This is a genomic window from Streptomyces sp. NPDC026538 (assembly GCF_055567535.1).
Map to the genome: position 1 here is coordinate 1,168,376 of NZ_JBVHQG010000001.1, position 16,014 is coordinate 1,184,389.

The following is a 16,014-nucleotide window of genomic DNA, read 5'->3' on the forward strand; positions in this document are numbered from 1 at the left end:
TCATTCCCCGTCGTGGAGTGAGGAGGGTGGGGTTCGGATCAGGCCGGTGAGGCCGACGAGCAGGCCCAGGAAACCGAGGACGGCGACCAGGGTCAGCGCGGGCCGGCAGGCGGCGGCCGCCGCGGCCGGGCCCGGGGCGGGTGCGTATGCGGCGAGCAGGGCGGCGACGAGCGCGACCGTGACGACCGCGGCGAGCTGTACGGCCGTCTGGTACAGGCCACTGCCGGTGAGCCTGTCGGCGGGGGCGAGGCGGGACATCGCCTGCATGTTCAGCGCGGCGAAGGACAGCACGAAGCCGGCGCCGACCAGCAGGAGCGTGGGCAGCATCCGGCCCGGGTAGTCCAACGGCCACGGATCCGGACGCAGTTGGAGCAGGTAGCCCGCGAACGCGCAGGCGGCGCCGGCCACGATGAGACGGGGGGCGCCGAACTTGGCGACCAGGCGGCCGGAGGCCAGGGCGGTGAGCGCCGGGGGTGCGGCGGCCGGGGTGAGGGCGACGGCGGCGCGGAGGGGGGACCAGCCGGCCAGCGTCTGGGTCTGGTACGTCAGGACGAACAGGAGGCCCAGGTAGGAGCCGTTGAGACAGGCGGCGCCGGCCGCGGAGCGGAGCAGGGCCGGGTTGCTGCGCAGCGCGGGGCCGACTTTGAGCAGGGGGTCGGCCGATCTGTGCTCGATCTGCGCGAACGCGATCAGCAGCAGGGCTGCGGCGCAGAGCGGCCCGACGGCTCTCGGGTCGCTCCAGCGGTGGGTGGCGAGTTGGGTGACGCCTTGGACGAGGGCCAGCAGGGCGCCCAGGAGGGTAAGGGCGCCCGGGATGTCGTAGCGCTGCAACGTCGTCGTTCGGGTGCGGCTCGGTGGGGGCTGGTCGCGCCCACGCGGCGGTAGCCGCACATCCAATACAGCCCCGCGCCCCTTTGGGGCGCCTGGAATCAGCCTCAGTCCAAAGGCGAACAGCACCAGCACCACCGGCGCCGGAAAGGCGAACGCCCAGCGCCAGGATGCTTCCGTCAGCCAGCCGGAGAGGATCAGGCCTGCTGTGAAGCCGCCCGCGCCGAAGAGGGTGTAGACCGAGACCGCCCTGCTGCGGGGCCTGCCCTCGGGGAAGGTGCTGGTGATGATCGCGAGGCCGGTGGGGGCTGTGAGGGCCGCGCAGAAGCCCTTGATCAGGCGGGTGGTGAGAAGCAGCCACGGGTCCTGGGCGAGGGCGCTGAGTGCGGAGGCGGCGGCGAAGGCGAGGAGGGCGGCGAGGTAGACGCGGCGGCGACCGAGAAGGGTCACCACGCGGGCGCCGAACAGGAGGAGGCCGCCGAAGCCGGCGGCGAAGCCGGTCATCGCCCACTGGGTGACGGTGGGCGCCGCTCCCAGGTCCGTGCCGATGGCGGGCAGCGCCACCACCGCCACGGACACCTCCAGCGCGTCGATGAGCATGTTGCCCGCGAGGACGAGCAGCAGGCCCCACAGCCGGGGGCCGAACCGCTCGTCCGGGCCGGCGGCGACCGGTGACGGAAGGGTCCTGGTCACCGCGTCACCCGAGGAGCGTGCCGCCGCTCGCGTCGACGAAGGAGCCGGTGACCCAGCGGGCGTCGTCGGAGACGAGGAAGGCGATCACGTCGGCGACGTCCTGCGGTTCGCCGACCCGGTTGAAGGTGGACAGCGCCGACATGGCCTCGACGGCCTCGGGGATGCCGAACACCGGGTTGCCGTTGCGGGTGATGCCGGGAGCGACACTGTTCACGGTGATGCCGCGCGGGCCGAGCAGCTTGGCGTAGTGCAGGGCGAGTTGCTCCACCGCGCCCTTGCTCATGGCGTACGCGATCTCGTCCGGGTTGGCGAACCGGGTCAGCCCCGAGGAGATGTTCACGATCCGGCCGCCGTCGGGCATGTTGACCAGGGCGCGCTGGATGACGAAGAACGGCGCCCGGGCGTTGACCGCGAAGATCCGGTCGAACTGCTCCGGGGTGGTGTCCTCGGCCTTGACCCCGCCCATCACACCGGCGTTGTTGACCAGGATGTTCAGCTCGGTCTCGCCGGTGCGCTCCTTCAGCCCCGCTTCCAGGGCGAGGAACAGCTCGTGGACGTCGCCGGGGGTGCCGAGTTCGGCGCGTACCGCGAACGCCCGGCCGCCGTCCCTCTCGATGCCGGCGACCACCTCGGCGGCGGCCTCCTCGCTGGTGCCGTAGTGCACGGCGACCAGCGCGCCGTCGGCGGCGAGCCGCTCGGCGGTGGCCCGGCCCATGCCCCGGCTGGCGCCGGTGACAAGGGCGGTCTTTCCGGTCAGGTTGCCCATCTTCCTTCTCCTGCCAGTCAGTTGTGATGATCGGACGGCGGCACGCGTGGTGGGCGCGGTGCGCGCGAACCAGCGGCCCAGGGCCTCGCGCAGCCCGTCCGCCGAGCCGCCGGCCCAGGCGACGTAACCGTCGGGTCGTACGAGCACGGCCCCCGAGGAGAGCGGGCCGGTGTCCAGGGGCCGTGCGGTGACCGTGTCGACGGAGGCCGACCAGTCGTCGGCCGCCCCGGCCAGCGACTCGTCCGTCACGAGCAGCAAACCCCGTGCCGAGTGCAGCAGTTCGGCGGTGGTCGCCCCCGAGTCGAGCCGCAGCTCGGGCAGCCGCGCTCCGACGAGCCCGGGCTGCTCGTCGCCGTACGGAGCGTCGCCGTACCGCACGTCGAGACCGCTGATCATCCCGGCGAGGTGCGCCCGGACCCGCTCGTACGAGGTGAGTTCGCCGACGACCGAGCGCACCGGGTCCACCTCGGGGCCGCCGAGCAGCAGCCGGGCCTGGGCGCGGATGTTGGACAGGACGCGGCGCCCGACCGCGTGCCGTTCGTCGTGATAGGTGTCCAGCAGCCCCGCCGGGGCCCGGCCGAGGACGGTGGCCGCGAGCTTCCAGCCCAGGTTGACGGCGTCCTGGAGGCCGAGGTTGAGGGCCTGGCCGCCGATCGGCATCTGCTGGTGGGCCGCGTCGCCGGCGAGCAGCACCCGGCCCGCGCGGTAGCGCTCGGCCTGCCGGGAGGCGTCGCCGAACGAGTTGACCCACAGCGGGGTGCCGTGCGCGATGTCCTCGCCGGTGACGTCCCGCCAGGCGGTCACGATGTCGGCGAACTCCGCCTCGCCCGAGCCGCGGGGCGGGGTGCCGAACCGGTGGACCATCACCCGGGTGACGCCGTCGCCGCGCCGGGCCGCGATGGCGAGCCCGGCCGGCAGCCGCTGGAACCGCCGGTTCGGGATGTCGATGCCGTCGACGTCGGCGCGGATCAGCTCCCGGCCGGCGTCGTTGCCGGGGAAGGGGATGCCGGCGAGCCGTCGTACGACGGAGTGCTCGCCGTCGCAGCCGACGACGTACCCCGCCGTGAACTCACGTCTCCGGGCGCCGTGTTCGGCGACGACGACCACCCGGTCCCGGTCCTCCCGCAGGGCGACGACCTCGTGGCCGCGCAGCACCCGCGCCCCGAGCCGCTCCGCCCAGGCGCCGAGGAGTTCCTCGGTGCGGGTCTGCGGGACCTTCCACTGCCCGGGGTGGCTGCTGGGCAGGGTGAGGTCGAGCGGGAGGCCGCCGAAGTGGCCGCGGGGTTCGTGGGGCGGTGGCTCGGGGTCGCCGAAGCCGCCGGGCCCGTCGAGCAGACCGCGCTGCCGCAGCAGTTCCATGGTGCGGGCGTGCAGGGTGGACGCCCGTGACTCCGTCGTCGGGGCGTCCAGCCGTTCCAGTACGGTCACTTCGGCGCCGCCGAGCCGCAGTTCTCCGGCGAGCATCAGCCCGACGGGTCCGGCGCCGACCACCACGACGTGCGTCTCGACAGCGTCGGCACCGGCCATGGGTCAGCGCCTCGCTTCGGCGTACGCCTTGGCGTGGTTCAGGGTGGCGCGGCTGTTGGTGCTGAGCGCGCCCTGGACGTACGCGCGGGCCTCGGCGACCCCCGCGTCCGGTCCGAGGATCTTCTCGATGTTCTCGGGGCGCAGCACGACGGTGTGCTGTGAGGAGGCGAAGGTGCCCGCGTCGGTCTCGCGGAACGTCCAGTAGCCGGTGTGCAGGTTCATCAGGGCCGGCAGGGTGGTCTGCTTGTAGGCGATCTTCCGGCCGTCCAGGCAGACCCGGTACGACTTGGTGGTGTGCGTCGAGCCGTCCTTGGCGCGGGTGTCCATCTCCAGGGTCTGCAGGCCCGGGGTGTCCTCGGTGAGGCGGACGGTCGCCACGTGCGGCAGCCGCTCGGACCAGCGGTCGGCCTCGTTGACGAAGTCGTAGAGGTCCTTGGCGGAGCCGTCGACCTCGACGGTGTCCTCGAAGGAGAAGGTCAGTTCCTCGGAGGCGGTGGCGAGTTCGACGTTGGTCTTCAGTGCCGCCAGCTCGGAACGGGAGTTGCGGTCGACGGCCTCGTCGATCCAGGCGAGCCCGGCCGGGTCGTCGTCGACGGCGGTGTAGTCGTGCAGCAGCCGGATCCGGGCGGTGCCGTCGTCGAGCGGCTCGATGATCCAGGTGCCGCCCATGCTCGCGACGGGCGGGGTGGAGACCGTCTGCCGGAAGGTGATCCGCAGACCGTCGGGGTCCAGCACCCGGCGCGAAGTCCAGTTCTTTGCCTCGCCGTTGGCGGTGGCCCAGATCCCGATGAGCTCCTCGTGGCCGGAGCGCTCCAGGTGGTCGACGTAGATGGTCGGCGGGAAGATCCGCGGCCAGTTGGCCACGTCGGCGATCAGCCGGTAGACCTCGGCGGCCGGCGCCGAGACGGTGATCTCGTGCTCGACTTCCTTGGACTCGGACATGGGTGAACTCCTAGAAGATGCCGGGGTTTTCAGAAGTTGCCGAGGCCGCCGCAGACGTTGAGGGCCTGGGCGGTGATCGAGGCGGCGGTGTCGGAGGCGAGGTAGCCGACGAGTCCGGCGACCTCTTCGGGGGTGGAGTAGCGGCCGAGCGGGATCTTCGCCGTGAACTTGTCGAGGATGGCCTCCTCGGAGGTGGCGTAGGCGGACGCGTAGCCGGCACGGACGCGCTGGGCCATGGGGGTCTCGACATAACCCGGGCAGACGGCGTTGACGGTGATGCCGGTGGGGGCCAGCTCGTTGCCCAGGGCCTTGGTGAAGCCCACCACCCCGTGCTTGGAGGCGGAGTACGGCGCCCCCAGCACCACGCCCTGCTTGCCCGCCGTCGAGGCGATGTTGATGATCCGCCCACGGCTCTTGTCCCGCATGCCGCCGGTGGTGAGGGCGGCGCGGGTGAGGCGGAAGACGCTGTTGAGGTTGGTCTCGACGACGTCGTACCAGAGCTCGTCGTCGATGTCGGCGGTCACCCCGCCGCCGGACCGGCCGGCGTTGTTGACCAGGACGTCGACGGTGCCGTACCGGTCGACGGCCGCCTGGACGAAGTTCGCGATGGACAGCGCGGACCGGACGTCGAGGGTGGTCCCGTCGACCTCCAGTCCCTCCGCGCGCAGTTCCTTGACGGTCCGCTCCACGTTCGCGGCGTCCCGGGAGCCGATGAAGACGCGGTGGCCCTGCTGGGCCAGCAGCCGCGCCGAGGCGAGGCCGATTCCGCTGGTGGCCCCGGAGACCAGGGCGACCTTCTGCTGCTGTTCGGACATGTCTGCCGCTCCCTTTCAGGGCGTTCAGGTGCTTCAGGGCATGGGGATGCCGCCGGCGCCCGGAACGAAGGGGGGCGGGCGCCGGCGGCCGGGGGGATGGAAAGAGGTCAGGCCGCGGAGGCGGCGACGTCGCCGAGCTGCGTGTTGACGAGGGCGAGCAGCTCGCGGGGGGTCTTCGCCTCGGTCACGACGGTGTCGTCGAGCGTGATGTCGTACTCCCGCTCGATACGTCCGCAGGTCTCCAGGATGGCGAGCGACTCGTAGCTGAGCTCCTCGAAGTCGGTGTCGAGGATGTCCCCGTCGAGGTCGATGCTCTCGTCGGCGCCGGCGGCCTCCAGCAGGATCCGCTTGAGGTCGTCGAGGGTGAAGGACTGGGTGGCCACGGTGATCTTCCTTTCGGTTGTGCGAATCGGTTCCAGGAACGGGAACACCCGCCCTTCCGGCCCGGCGTGGGAGAGAGTGGTGGGCCGGAAGGGCGGGTGTGTCTTGGGGGGCGAGGGTCGGTGGGGGCGGGGGGCCGAGGGGGGGGGACGCTTACCGGCGCTTGCAGGGTGGCGCTGCCGGGTGGCTGAAGAGGAGCCGGCTGGGCAGCGCCCCGTCAGGGGCACGGGGAACTGCGCGAGCAACCACGACGGGCCCGCGGGCGCCCCCCCCCCCCCGACGCACGCCCCTACGGATTTCGGCCTACGCCCGCACGACCATCGCCGAGTTGAACCCGGCGTAGCCCCGCGCCAGCACCAGCGCCGTCCGTACCTCGGTCAGCCGCGGCTCCCCCACCACCAGGTCGAGGTCATAACTCGCCTCCGGCGAGACATGCACCGTCGCCGGCACGACCCCGTCCCTGATGGCGAGCAGCGCCGTCGCCACGTCCAGCGGCGCCGCCCCCGAGTAGAGCCGCCCGGTCATCGTCTTGGGCGCCGTCACCGGCACCCCGTGCGGCCCGAACACGTCGCTCAACGCGTCCGCCTCCACCCGGTCCAGCTCCGGCACGGCCGCCGCGTCGGCGAACACGACGTCCACGTCGGCCGCGTCCACGCCCGCGTCCGCGAGGGCCAGTTCGATCGCCTTGCGCAGCCCCGGCGGCCGCTCGCTCCCCGGCGCCGGATCGAACGTCGCGCCGTATCCCGCGATCTCCCCGTACACCCGGGCGTCCCGCCGCGCGGCCGTCTCCTCGGCCTCCAGGATCAGGATCGCCCCGCCCTCGCCGGCCACATGCCCGGCCGCGGCCGCATCGAACGGCAGGTAGGACCGCTCGGGCTCCTCCGAGGTGGACAGCCGGGCGCTGGCCAGCTGCGCCACCCACCCCCACGGGCAGATGGACGCGTCGATCGCCCCGGAGACGATGAGCCGCGTCCCCTTCCGGATCTGCCGGCGCGCATGGGCCAGTGCCTCGAGGCCGCCCGCCTGGTCCGACACGACGACCCCGCTCGGCCCCTTCATCCCGTTGCGGATGGAGATCTGGCCGCTGTTGACGGCGTAGAACCAGGCGAACGACTGGTATGCCGAGACGAACTGACTGCCCTGGCTCCACAGCTTCTGCAGCTCGCCCTGGCCGAACTCGAAACCGCCCGACGAGCTGGCGGTGACCACGCCCATGTCGTACGCGGGCAGGTCGGCCGGGCTGACGTCCGCGTCGGCCAGCGCCCAGTCCGTCGCGACGAGCGCGAGCCGGGTCATGTGGTCGGTCTGGGCGAGCAGCCGGCTCGGCAGATGCTCCCCGGCGCTGAACCCGGGGACCTCCCCGGCCAGTTTCGCCGGGTATCCGGACGGGTCGAACCGGGTGACCCGGGCGATCCCGCTCTTGCCGGCGCGGGCCGCCGCCCAGTAGTCGGCGGTACCGAGGCCGTTGGGCGCGGCGATGCCGAGCCCGGTCACAACCGTGCGCGTGCTCATGCTGCCGCGCTCCTCTCCGGTCGGGCGAGCACCATCGCGCTCTGGAAGCCGCCGAACCCGCTGCCCACGGTGAGCACCGCGTCGGTGCGGTGCTCACGGGCGGTGAGCGGCACGTAGTCCAGGTCGCACTCGGGGTCGGGGGTGTGCAGGTTCGCCGTCGGGGGCACGACGTTGTGCTCCATGGCGAGGACGGACGCGGCGATCTCGATGGAGCCGATCGCGCCGAGCGAGTGCCCGACCATCGACTTGATGGAGGACACCGGGGTCCGGTAGGCGTGGTCGCCGAGGCTCTTCTTGAACGCGGCGGTCTCGTGACGGTCGTTCTGCTTGGTGCCGGAGCCGTGCGCGTTGATGTAGTCGATGGCGTCGGGGTTGAGACGTGCCTCGCCCAAAGCGACCGTGATCGCCTCGGCCATCTCGGCGCCGTCCGGGCGCAGTCCGGTCATGTGGAAGGCGTTGCAGCGGGAGGCGTACCCGGCGATCTCGGCGTAGATGTGCGCCCCCCGGCTGCGCGCCGCCTCGAGTTCCTCGAGGACGAAGACGGCCGAACCCTCACCCAGCACGAACCCGTTGCGGGTGCCGTCGAAGGGACGGGAGGCGTGCTCGGGGTCGTCGTTGCGCGGGGTGGTGGCCTTGATGGCGTCGAAGCAGGCGAGGGTGATCGGGGAGATCGGCGCGTCGGTGGCGCCGGCGATCATCGCGCAGGCGGAGCCCTCCCGGATCAGCTCGACGGCGTGCCCGACGGAGTCAAGACCCGAGGTGCAGCCGGTGGACACGACGGTGGCCGCGCCCTCGGCACCCACCGACCAGGCCACCTCGGCGGCGAAGGAGCTGGGCACCAGGTAGTTGTAGAGGTGCGGGACGGCGTAGGTGTGGTCGACCAGGTCGAGCCGGCCGCCGTCGCTGACCACCCGGTACTCCTGGTCGAGGCCCATGGTCGCGCCGACCGCGCTGCCGATGGTGACCCCGATCCGGTGCGGGTCGGCGCCGGACAGGTCGAGTCCGCTGTCGGCGAGCGCCTCGCGGGCGCTGACGACGGCCAGCTGGGCCGCGCGGTCCATCCGGCGTATCTCCTGCGGGCTGAGCCCGTGGTCCTCCGGGTCGAAGTCGACCTCGGCGGCGACCCGGGACCGGAAGGAGGAGGGGTCGAAGAAGGTGATGCCGCGGGTCGCGGTACGGCCCTCGCTGAGCAGGTTCCAGAAGTTCTTCGTGCCGACACCACCGGGGGCGATGACCCCGACCCCGGTGATGACCACTCGCCTGGCGTTCACGCCCGGCCCTCCCAGTCGTAGAAGCGCGTGGCGACCGCGTCGGCGGGAGACCGCCAGGTGGCGGGGTCGTACGCCTGGATGAACGGCTTGAGGTCCTCGCTGATCCGCACGAACCGCGGGTCGGTCTTGGCCGACTCGATCAGCTCACCGCCGTTGTCGGTGTCGAAGTGCTGGAGGTGGAAGTACAGCCCGCGGTAGGCGAACAGCTCACGCCGCCGGGTGCCCATGAGATGCGGCATCTCGGTCTCGTCGAACTCCTTGAACAACCGCGCGACTTCCTGACTGTGAGCCGGCTCCATACGAGCGACGATCAGGGTGCTGTGCATGAAAACTCCTCAAGGAAAGCGCCTCGAAGGGGGCGCGGGGCTGCATTGATTTGCGGCTGCCGCCGCGTGGGCGCGACAAGCCACGACGGCGGGGCAGCCGCAAGACGACGAACACGCGGCACTGCCTCACCGCCCAGGCCCGAACCACCGCTCAAGAGCCATCGGCAGATCCGCGTGACTGCCCGGCGCCACCCAGGCCACGTAACCGTCGGGCCGCACCAGCACGGCCGTGGTACCCGCGAGCGGGCTGTCGGCCGGCAGCTCCGCCACCGCCGTCACCACGTCCACCCGGTCCCGCCAGGCCCAGGCGCGTTCCCGCAACCTCGCGTTGTCGGCGAGGTCGAGCAGGACGCCCCGCCCGGAGCGCAGCGCCTCCGTGCTGGAGGCCACCCTCTTGTGGCCGGCCAGCGGCACGTTCGGCAGCCGTCGGCCCAGCAGCGCGCCCGCGCCCCCGTCGAGGTCGTAGTGGATCTCCAGGCCGGAGACCATCGCCGCCAGGTGCTTGCTGACCTCGGGATAGCGGATCAGCTCGTTCAGCACGTCGCGCAGCGGCTGCACCTCGGGCCCGGACAGGAACAGCAGGCCCTGGGCCCGGGTGTTCATCATCAGCCGCTGCCCGACCGGGTGCCGTTCGTCGTGGTACGTGTCGAGCAGCGCCTCCGGCGCCCGGCCGCGCACCACCGCGCCCAGCTTCCAGCCCAGGTTCACGGCGTCCTGGATGCTGGTGTTCATGCCCTGGCCGCCGGCCGGCAGATGGATGTGCGCGGAGTCCCCGGCGAGCAGGATCCGGCCGCGCCGGTACTCGGTGACCAGGCGCGTCCCGTCGCCGAAGGACGAGACCCACACCGCCTCGGCGTGCGAGATGTCGTCGCCGGTCAGCCGCTGCCAGGCCGCCGCGGCCTCCGCCCAGGTGGGCGGCTTCTCCCGGCGCTGCGGCGGGGTGCCGCGCTCGCAGATGATCAGCCGGGTGATGCCGCCGGGCAGCGGGCCGACCATGACCATGCCGCCGGGCAGGGTCTCCCCGATCATCCGGGGCTCCAGCTCGATACCGCGCACGTCGGCGAGGTACATCTCCAGCGTCGACGGCGTGCCCGGGAAGTCGAAGCCGGCGGCCTTGCGGATGGTGGACCGGCCGCCGTCGCAGCCCACCAGGTACTCGGCGCGCAGCCGGTGCACGCCCTCGGGGCCGCGCACCTCGACCTCGACGCTGTCCTCCTTCTCCTTGACGGACAGCACCTCGTGCCGGCGCCGGATGTCCGCGCCGAGCCGGCCGGCCCACTCCTCCAGGACGGTCTCGGTGACCGACTGAGGGATCGTTTTGGCAGCCTGGTGGGCACCGTCGAGGACACCGAAGTCGACCGGCAGGCCGCCGAAGTGGCCCACGTTGCTGACCTCGATGTCCCCGAAGCGGGGCAGCAGTCCGCGCTGGTCGAAGACCTCCATGGTGCGGGCGGTGAAGCCGAGGCCGCGTGACTCTCCGGTGCGCGCGGGCAGCTTCTCCAGAACGATGACGTCGGCGCCCGCGAGCCGTAGCTCGCCCGCGAGCATCATGCCGGCCGGCCCGGCGCCCACGACGATGACTTGTGCGTCCATGACACTCCTCGGGAACGGGTAACGGTCCGTACGGTCCGGTCTGCGGGACCGTCGAAGACGATCTGTCAGCGGTGCAGGAGGCGCCCGATGGCCCGGTTCGCCACCTGCGCGGCCGCCGCGTGCCGCGGATCGGGCGCCCACGCCTCGTGCCGTACGGCCACTTCGGCGAGTTTGATGGCGTGCTCGTCGCCGATCTGAACGGCCTCGGCGAAGAGACCGGCCACGTCGGGGGCGTCCGGCAGCGGGACCGAGGGCCGGGGCACGGCGTGGAACCAGTCGAGCATCGTGCGGCTGACAGCCCGCGCGACCTGGTACGACGGCCACCGCTGCGCCTCGGGGAGGTGATCCACCACCAGGCGTACGGCGGCGGGCCCGGTGACCGAGTGGATCAGCGGGATCGGATGGTCGAGGGAGAGCGTGGCGTAGATCCCGGAGAACTCGGCGACGAGCTCGTCCAGGGCCCCTGCGGCATCACCGCCGCCGTCCTCGCCGGGGTGCTCCTCGACGACGACCCCGCCCTCCGAGTAGCGAGCCGCCCAGTAGCCCAGCCCCTGGGCGAGTTCGGCCAGTTGCAGCCGGTGGTCGGGGCCCGCGGTCACCACGGCACGGACCGCGTGCGCGGTGCGGATGACCCCGTGCGTGAGCACCCCGGACATGCCGGGCAGCAGCCGGGGCCACCAGCGGGCCAGGACGTCGGTCCACCGGCCCTCGGCCAGCTCCCGTTCGAACAGGGCGGTCCAGTCGGCGACCCGGCCGAAGTCGCCGAGCGCCTGCCGCCAGTCGGCCTCGTCCGCCGGGTCGATGGTGAACCGCCGCTCGGGCACGTCGTGGAAGGAGTGGCTGCGCAGATGCCCCTCCACCCAGCCGGGCACCTCGTCGGCGTATCCCATGTGCGCCAGGGCCTCGGCGGCCATCGGGGCGTGGTTGACGAAGCTGCGCCCGTGCTCGTACCCCACGGAAGTCAGCCGCTCCAGCGCTCCGTTCATGGCGTCGGTGTAGGTGAGGTGTGCCACGTCGACCAGTCCTCGATCCGTCCGCTGCTTCAGTCCTTGATGTCGCACACGGCCGCACCCGCGGCGAGGGCCTGTCCCACCTCGGCGGCGATCGCGGTCACGGTGCCGGAGCGGTGCGCGGTGAGCGGCTGCTCCATCTTCATGGCCTCGATGACGACGACCAGGTCGCCCTTCTCGACGGTCTGCCCGTCGGCGACCGCGACCTTGACGACGGTGCCCTGCATCGGCGAGGTGAGCGTGTCCCCGGACGCGGCCGGCGCGGAGCCGGACGCGGTACGGCGGCGGGCCCGGGGCGCGGCCGACCCGGCCAGGCTCGGCACCCGGTCCGGAACCCGTCCGAGCACCGCCGGCAGCGAGACCTCCAGCCGGTGTCCGCCGACCTCGACGACCACGGTCTCGCGACCGCTCTCGGCCGTCCCGGCGTCGGGGGCGGGCGTGCAGAAGGGCTCGATCCGGTTGTCGAACTCGGTCTCGATCCACCGGGTGTGGACGGTGAACGGGCCGTCCTGCGGGGCGAACGCCGGGTCCCTGACCACGGCCCGGTGGAAGGGGATCGCCGTGGCCATGCCCTCGACCCGGAACTCGTCCAGGGCACGCGCGGCCCGCTGAAGCGCCTCCTCGCGGGTCCGGCCGGTCACGATCAGCTTGGCCAGCAGCGAGTCCCAGGCGGGACCGATCACGCTGCCCGACTCCACGCCCGCGTCCAGCCGTACGCCCGGACCCGTCGGCGGGTCGAAACGGGTGACCGTGCCCGGGGCGGGCAGGAAGTTGCGGCCCGGGTCCTCGCCGTTGATCCGGAACTCGAACGAATGACCACGCAGTTCGGGGTCGTCGTAGCCGAGCTCCTCGCCGTCGGCGATCCGGAACATCTCGCGGACCAGGTCGATGCCGGCGACCTCCTCGGTCACCGGGTGCTCGACCTGGAGGCGGGTGTTGACCTCCAGGAAGGAGACCGTGCCGTCCTGCCCGACCAGGAACTCGCAGGTCCCCGCGCCGACATACCCGGCCTCCCGCAGGATCGCCTTGGAGGCGCGGTACAGCTCGGCGGTCTGCTCCGCCGTCAGGAACGGCGCCGGAGCCTCCTCCACCAGCTTCTGGTGCCGACGCTGCAGCGAGCAGTCACGCGTCGATACGACGACCACGTGGCCGTACCGGTCCGCGAGGCACTGGGTCTCCACGTGCCGCGGCCGGTCCAGGTAGCGCTCCACGAAGCATTCCCCGCGCCCGAAGGCGGCCACCGCCTCCCGCACCGCCGACTCATAGAGCTCCGGCACCTCCTCCAGCGTCCGGGCGACCTTCAGTCCGCGCCCGCCACCGCCGAACGCGGCCTTGATCGCGATCGGCAGGCCGTGTTCCTCGGCGAACGCCACGACCTCGTCGGCACCCGAGACCGGGTCCGGGGTACCGGCGACCAGCGGGGCGCCGGCGCGCTGGGCGATGTGCCGGGCGGCCACCTTGTCGCCGAGGTCGCGGATGGCCTGCGGCGGCGGACCGATCCAGGTCAGGCCGGCGTCCAGGACCGCCTGGGCGAACTCGGCGTTCTCGGAGAGGAAGCCGTAGCCCGGGTGGACGGCGTCCGCGCCGGTCTCCCGGGCGGCCCGCAGGACCTTGTCGATGTCCAGGTAGCTGGTGGCCGGAGTGTCACCGCCCAGGGCGTAGGCCGCGTCGGCGACCCGGACGTGCAGGGCGTCCCGGTCCGGGTCCGCGTAGACGGCGACGCTCGCGATCCCGGCGTCCCGGCAGGCCCGGGCGACACGCACGGCTATCTCGCCACGGTTGGCGATGAGCACCCGGCGCATGTCAGGACGCCTGTTCGGTGTGGTGGAAGCGGTCCGTGCCCGACCGCAGCGGGGCGAGCGAGCCGTCGAAGAAGACCAGCGGCTCCAGGCCGTGCTCGGGCACGCCCAGGTCCACCACCTCGCCGATGACGATGTCGTGGTCGCCGGCCGTGTGGATGTCTACCGTGGTGCAGGTCAGGTAGGCGAGGGCCTCGCTGAGCACGGGCAGCCCGTCCTCGGTGAAGTGGTGCGGGACCCCCTCGAAGGCGGTGGGCCGGCGCCCGGCGAAGTGCCGGGCCAGCGGCTGCTGGCGCCCGGACAGGAAGTTGACGGTGAACCCGCCGCTCTGCTCCAGGAGCGTGTGCAGCCGGGACTGCTGGTGCAGACAGAACAGCACCAGCGGCGGTTCCAGCGAGACGGACGTGAACGAGTTGACGGTGGTGCCGTCCGCGTCGCCGTCGGGGCCGGTGGTGATGACCGTGACGCCGGTCGTGAACAGGCCGCACACGCGGCGCAGACTCGTCGGCTCGACCGGCCGGGTCTGCTCGGCGGTCCGGGTCTCCTGGGCGCGGGTCAGCGACCGCGCTGCTGCGGACATGCGCATCCCTTTCTGGGGTGTGGGTCGAGGGGGGTGCCGCGCGGGTCAGAGAAGCTTGCGGACCTTCGCCCCGGCCTTGACGATGCCGAGCAGGAACTCGCGGCCGACGCTGTTCATCTCGGGCGGGGCCTGGACCGAGGCCCAGTACAGGAAGCGGGCCATCGTCGCCACGGACGGGTAGATGAAGCGCCGTTCCTCGTCCTTCCAGCCGAAGACCGGGTTGACGACCGGGGACTCCTTGAGCAGCCCGAAGACGATGTCGGCGGCCTCGTCGCCGCTCAGCGCGCCCGCCTCGTACTTCTCGCAGGTCTCGGCGGTGGCCTCCAGGATCCTCTTGAACGAGTCGCTCTGCGGCCACCACAGGCCCGGGTACGGCACCTGCTCCAGCTCGTCGAAGTGCCGGACGTCGCGGTCCTTGAAGTGCTTGAGGCGGGCTCGGGTGAGCCGCATGGTGCCGGGGGTGATGAAGGAACCCCAGACCCGGAAGACCGCGTTCCACAGCCGGAAGTGGGAGAAGGCGATGAAGGAGCTGTTGACCAGGTCGTCGTTGTACTGGAGCAGGCCCTGCTCGACCTGCTCGACGTAGGCGAAGCGCTCGGCGGAGAAGTCGCCGTCCCTGAGGGCGGGGATCAGCCGGGAGGTCAGGGCGTCGACGACCTCCATGGTGTTGGACAGGCCCCGGGAGAACAGCGGGTCGAGGAAACCGGCCGCGTGGGACATCAGGCACCAGCGGTCGCCGATGGTCTGCTTCGAGGAGTACTGCAGCCGGTCGGTGGAGATCCACTCGCGGACCCGGGTGGCGCCGGCGAACTGACGCTTGACCGCCGGGTACTTGTCGAGGAAGAGCTGGAACTCCTGCTCCGGGGTGAGGTCCTTGGGCTTGGGGTAGGTGCGCTCGTCCATGGTCAGGCCGATGCTGCACAGCGGGTTGCGGGAGTCGGGGTGGTTGTCGAACGGGATGATCCAGAACCAGCCGCGCTCGATGAGGTGGTGCATGGTGCCGGTGTGCCAGTCGGCCGGCGGCCGCAGGTCCTGCGGGTGGCCGCTGACGTCGTCGAACCGCTTGATGCCGACGTAGTGCGTGAACATCGAGCGGGAGTGGTGCTTGAAGCGGGCGGTGGGCTTGTCGCGCAGGTCGAACTTGTCGGCGAGCGGCGAGCGGAAACCGGAGGCGTCCACCAGGTACCTGGCCCGGTAGCGCTCCGTCTCGGCGCCCGGGGCGGCGCTCTTCCCGGTGACGGTGACGCCGTCGTCGTCGAAATCGACTTCGTTGGCGCGCCAGTTCTGCCGGGGGGTGCAGCCGTATTTGATCGCCACGTGGAACATGAAGGCGTCGCTGTCCTGCCGGAACATGTGGCTGTTCTGGTGGAATATCTTCGGCAGGGCGAGCTGGGTGGCCTCACGCGGGTCGGGCTCTTTTCCGACCTCGTGCTTCATGAAGCCGAAGTGCGCCTTGGTCCCGAAGGTCGGACCGATGTCGCGGGTGGAGGCCTGGACACTGGACAGGCTCTTCAGCTCGGGGATGTCGTGGCGCTCGGAGAGGATGTGGATCCATTCCACGAGCTGCGGGGTCATGGACTCGCCGATGGCGAAGCGCGGGTGTGCGGCCGCGTCGACCAGCAGCACCTTGGCGCCGTGCTTGGCGAGGATGGTGCCGGTGACGGAGCCGGCGAGGCCCGAGCCGAGGATGATGACGTCGTAGGTCATGTCCTCGGGTATGCGCGCCGGTTCGGGCGAGCCGTCGGTCTTCTGCGCGACCATGACTGTCTCCTTCGTCGAGGGGCGGTGCGCAACGGGAATTCCGCATGGAGCGGGAATTCCGCATGAAAAAAGGCCCCTCGTGGCCCTTCCGGAAAGATTCGGAAGGGCGCTTCGAAGAGCCTGGAAACGTTACGAAGAGCCTGTAGAGAAGAGCCTGGAAAAAGGCGCGGCGCAGCCGCTGGATAAAGCGTGACAGCCTTTGGCCGGAGG

The 16,014-nt window shown here is 71.8% G+C and carries 13 protein-coding genes; all 13 read right to left on the minus strand.

What is annotated here, in order from left to right:
* The 13 genes from ACZ4N4_RS05265 to ACZ4N4_RS05325 all read right to left on the minus strand — a co-directional run bounded on the left by ACZ4N4_RS05265 (position 1) and on the right by ACZ4N4_RS05325 (position 15,804).
* Positions 1 to 1,521 carry an MFS transporter gene (locus ACZ4N4_RS05265; RefSeq protein ID WP_467584570.1) on the minus strand — a complete coding sequence of 507 codons (1,521 nt, stop codon included), beginning with the start codon at positions 1,519 to 1,521 and terminating at the stop codon, positions 1 to 3.
* A gap of 4 nt (positions 1,522 to 1,525) precedes the next feature.
* Positions 1,526 to 3,814, minus strand: a complete 2,289-nt coding sequence (locus ACZ4N4_RS05270; protein ID WP_467584573.1) for an SDR family oxidoreductase — start codon at positions 3,812 to 3,814, stop codon at positions 1,526 to 1,528.
* Positions 3,815 to 3,817: 3 nt separating this feature from the next.
* Entirely contained in the window at positions 3,818 to 4,756 is a 939-nt protein-coding gene (locus ACZ4N4_RS05275) for an aromatase/cyclase (RefSeq protein WP_467584576.1), read from the minus strand.
* Positions 4,757 to 4,785: 29 nt separating this feature from the next.
* Positions 4,786 to 5,571 (minus strand): 3-oxoacyl-ACP reductase FabG, encoded by a 786-nt coding sequence (fabG, locus tag ACZ4N4_RS05280; RefSeq protein WP_467584578.1) that lies wholly within the window; start codon positions 5,569 to 5,571, stop codon positions 4,786 to 4,788.
* Between the two features lie 107 nt (positions 5,572 to 5,678).
* Entirely contained in the window at positions 5,679 to 5,954 is a 276-nt protein-coding gene (locus tag ACZ4N4_RS05285; protein ID WP_467584581.1) for an acyl carrier protein, read from the minus strand.
* Positions 5,955 to 6,255: 301 nt separating this feature from the next.
* Positions 6,256 to 7,464: a ketosynthase chain-length factor gene (locus ACZ4N4_RS05290; protein ID WP_467584584.1), complete on the minus strand. Its 1,209-nt coding sequence runs from the start codon at positions 7,462 to 7,464 to the stop codon at positions 6,256 to 6,258.
* The gene (locus ACZ4N4_RS05295) at positions 7,461 to 8,735 is read right to left on the minus strand and encodes a beta-ketoacyl-[acyl-carrier-protein] synthase family protein (protein WP_467584586.1); all 1,275 of its coding nucleotides are present in this window, start codon (positions 8,733 to 8,735) and stop codon (positions 7,461 to 7,463) included. Before ACZ4N4_RS05295 ends, ACZ4N4_RS05290 begins: the two co-directional genes overlap by 4 nt.
* Entirely contained in the window at positions 8,732 to 9,061 is a 330-nt protein-coding gene (locus ACZ4N4_RS05300; RefSeq protein WP_217549284.1) for a TcmI family type II polyketide cyclase, read from the minus strand. Before ACZ4N4_RS05300 ends, ACZ4N4_RS05295 begins: the two co-directional genes overlap by 4 nt.
* A gap of 126 nt (positions 9,062 to 9,187) precedes the next feature.
* Positions 9,188 to 10,654, minus strand: a complete 1,467-nt coding sequence (locus tag ACZ4N4_RS05305; protein ID WP_467584589.1) for an FAD-dependent monooxygenase — start codon at positions 10,652 to 10,654, stop codon at positions 9,188 to 9,190.
* A gap of 65 nt (positions 10,655 to 10,719) precedes the next feature.
* Positions 10,720 to 11,667 carry a hypothetical protein gene (locus ACZ4N4_RS05310; protein WP_467584592.1) on the minus strand — a complete coding sequence of 316 codons (948 nt, stop codon included), beginning with the start codon at positions 11,665 to 11,667 and terminating at the stop codon, positions 10,720 to 10,722.
* Between the two features lie 29 nt (positions 11,668 to 11,696).
* The gene (locus ACZ4N4_RS05315) at positions 11,697 to 13,466 is read right to left on the minus strand and encodes an acetyl/propionyl/methylcrotonyl-CoA carboxylase subunit alpha (RefSeq protein WP_467584594.1); all 1,770 of its coding nucleotides are present in this window, start codon (positions 13,464 to 13,466) and stop codon (positions 11,697 to 11,699) included.
* A 1-nt stretch (position 13,467) separates the two neighbouring features.
* Positions 13,468 to 14,043 carry a flavin reductase family protein gene (locus tag ACZ4N4_RS05320; RefSeq protein WP_467584597.1) on the minus strand — a complete coding sequence of 192 codons (576 nt, stop codon included), beginning with the start codon at positions 14,041 to 14,043 and terminating at the stop codon, positions 13,468 to 13,470.
* A 45-nt stretch (positions 14,044 to 14,088) separates the two neighbouring features.
* Positions 14,089 to 15,804: an NAD(P)/FAD-dependent oxidoreductase gene (locus ACZ4N4_RS05325; protein ID WP_467584599.1), complete on the minus strand. Its 1,716-nt coding sequence runs from the start codon at positions 15,802 to 15,804 to the stop codon at positions 14,089 to 14,091.
* Positions 15,805 to 16,014: the final 210 nt, after the last annotated feature.

What these genes read in the sequence shown, in the direction of transcription:
- ACZ4N4_RS05305 (WP_467584589.1), bottom strand. Translation starts at nt 10,654, where the DNA reads ATGGACGCACAAGTCATCGTCGTGGGCGCCGGGCCGGCCGGCATGATG.
- ACZ4N4_RS05270 (WP_467584573.1), bottom strand. Translation starts at nt 3,814, where the DNA reads ATGGCCGGTGCCGACGCTGTCGAGACGCACGTCGTGGTGGTCGGCGCC.
- ACZ4N4_RS05290 (WP_467584584.1), bottom strand. Translation starts at nt 7,464, where the DNA reads ATGAGCACGCGCACGGTTGTGACCGGGCTCGGCATCGCCGCGCCCAAC.
- ACZ4N4_RS05300 (WP_217549284.1), bottom strand. Translation starts at nt 9,061, where the DNA reads ATGCACAGCACCCTGATCGTCGCTCGTATGGAGCCGGCTCACAGTCAG.
- fabG (WP_467584578.1), bottom strand. Translation starts at nt 5,571, where the DNA reads ATGTCCGAACAGCAGCAGAAGGTCGCCCTGGTCTCCGGGGCCACCAGC.
- ACZ4N4_RS05320 (WP_467584597.1), bottom strand. Translation starts at nt 14,043, where the DNA reads ATGTCCGCAGCAGCGCGGTCGCTGACCCGCGCCCAGGAGACCCGGACC.
- ACZ4N4_RS05325 (WP_467584599.1), bottom strand. Translation starts at nt 15,804, where the DNA reads ATGGTCGCGCAGAAGACCGACGGCTCGCCCGAACCGGCGCGCATACCC.
- ACZ4N4_RS05315 (WP_467584594.1), bottom strand. Translation starts at nt 13,466, where the DNA reads ATGCGCCGGGTGCTCATCGCCAACCGTGGCGAGATAGCCGTGCGTGTC.
- ACZ4N4_RS05275 (WP_467584576.1), bottom strand. Translation starts at nt 4,756, where the DNA reads ATGTCCGAGTCCAAGGAAGTCGAGCACGAGATCACCGTCTCGGCGCCG.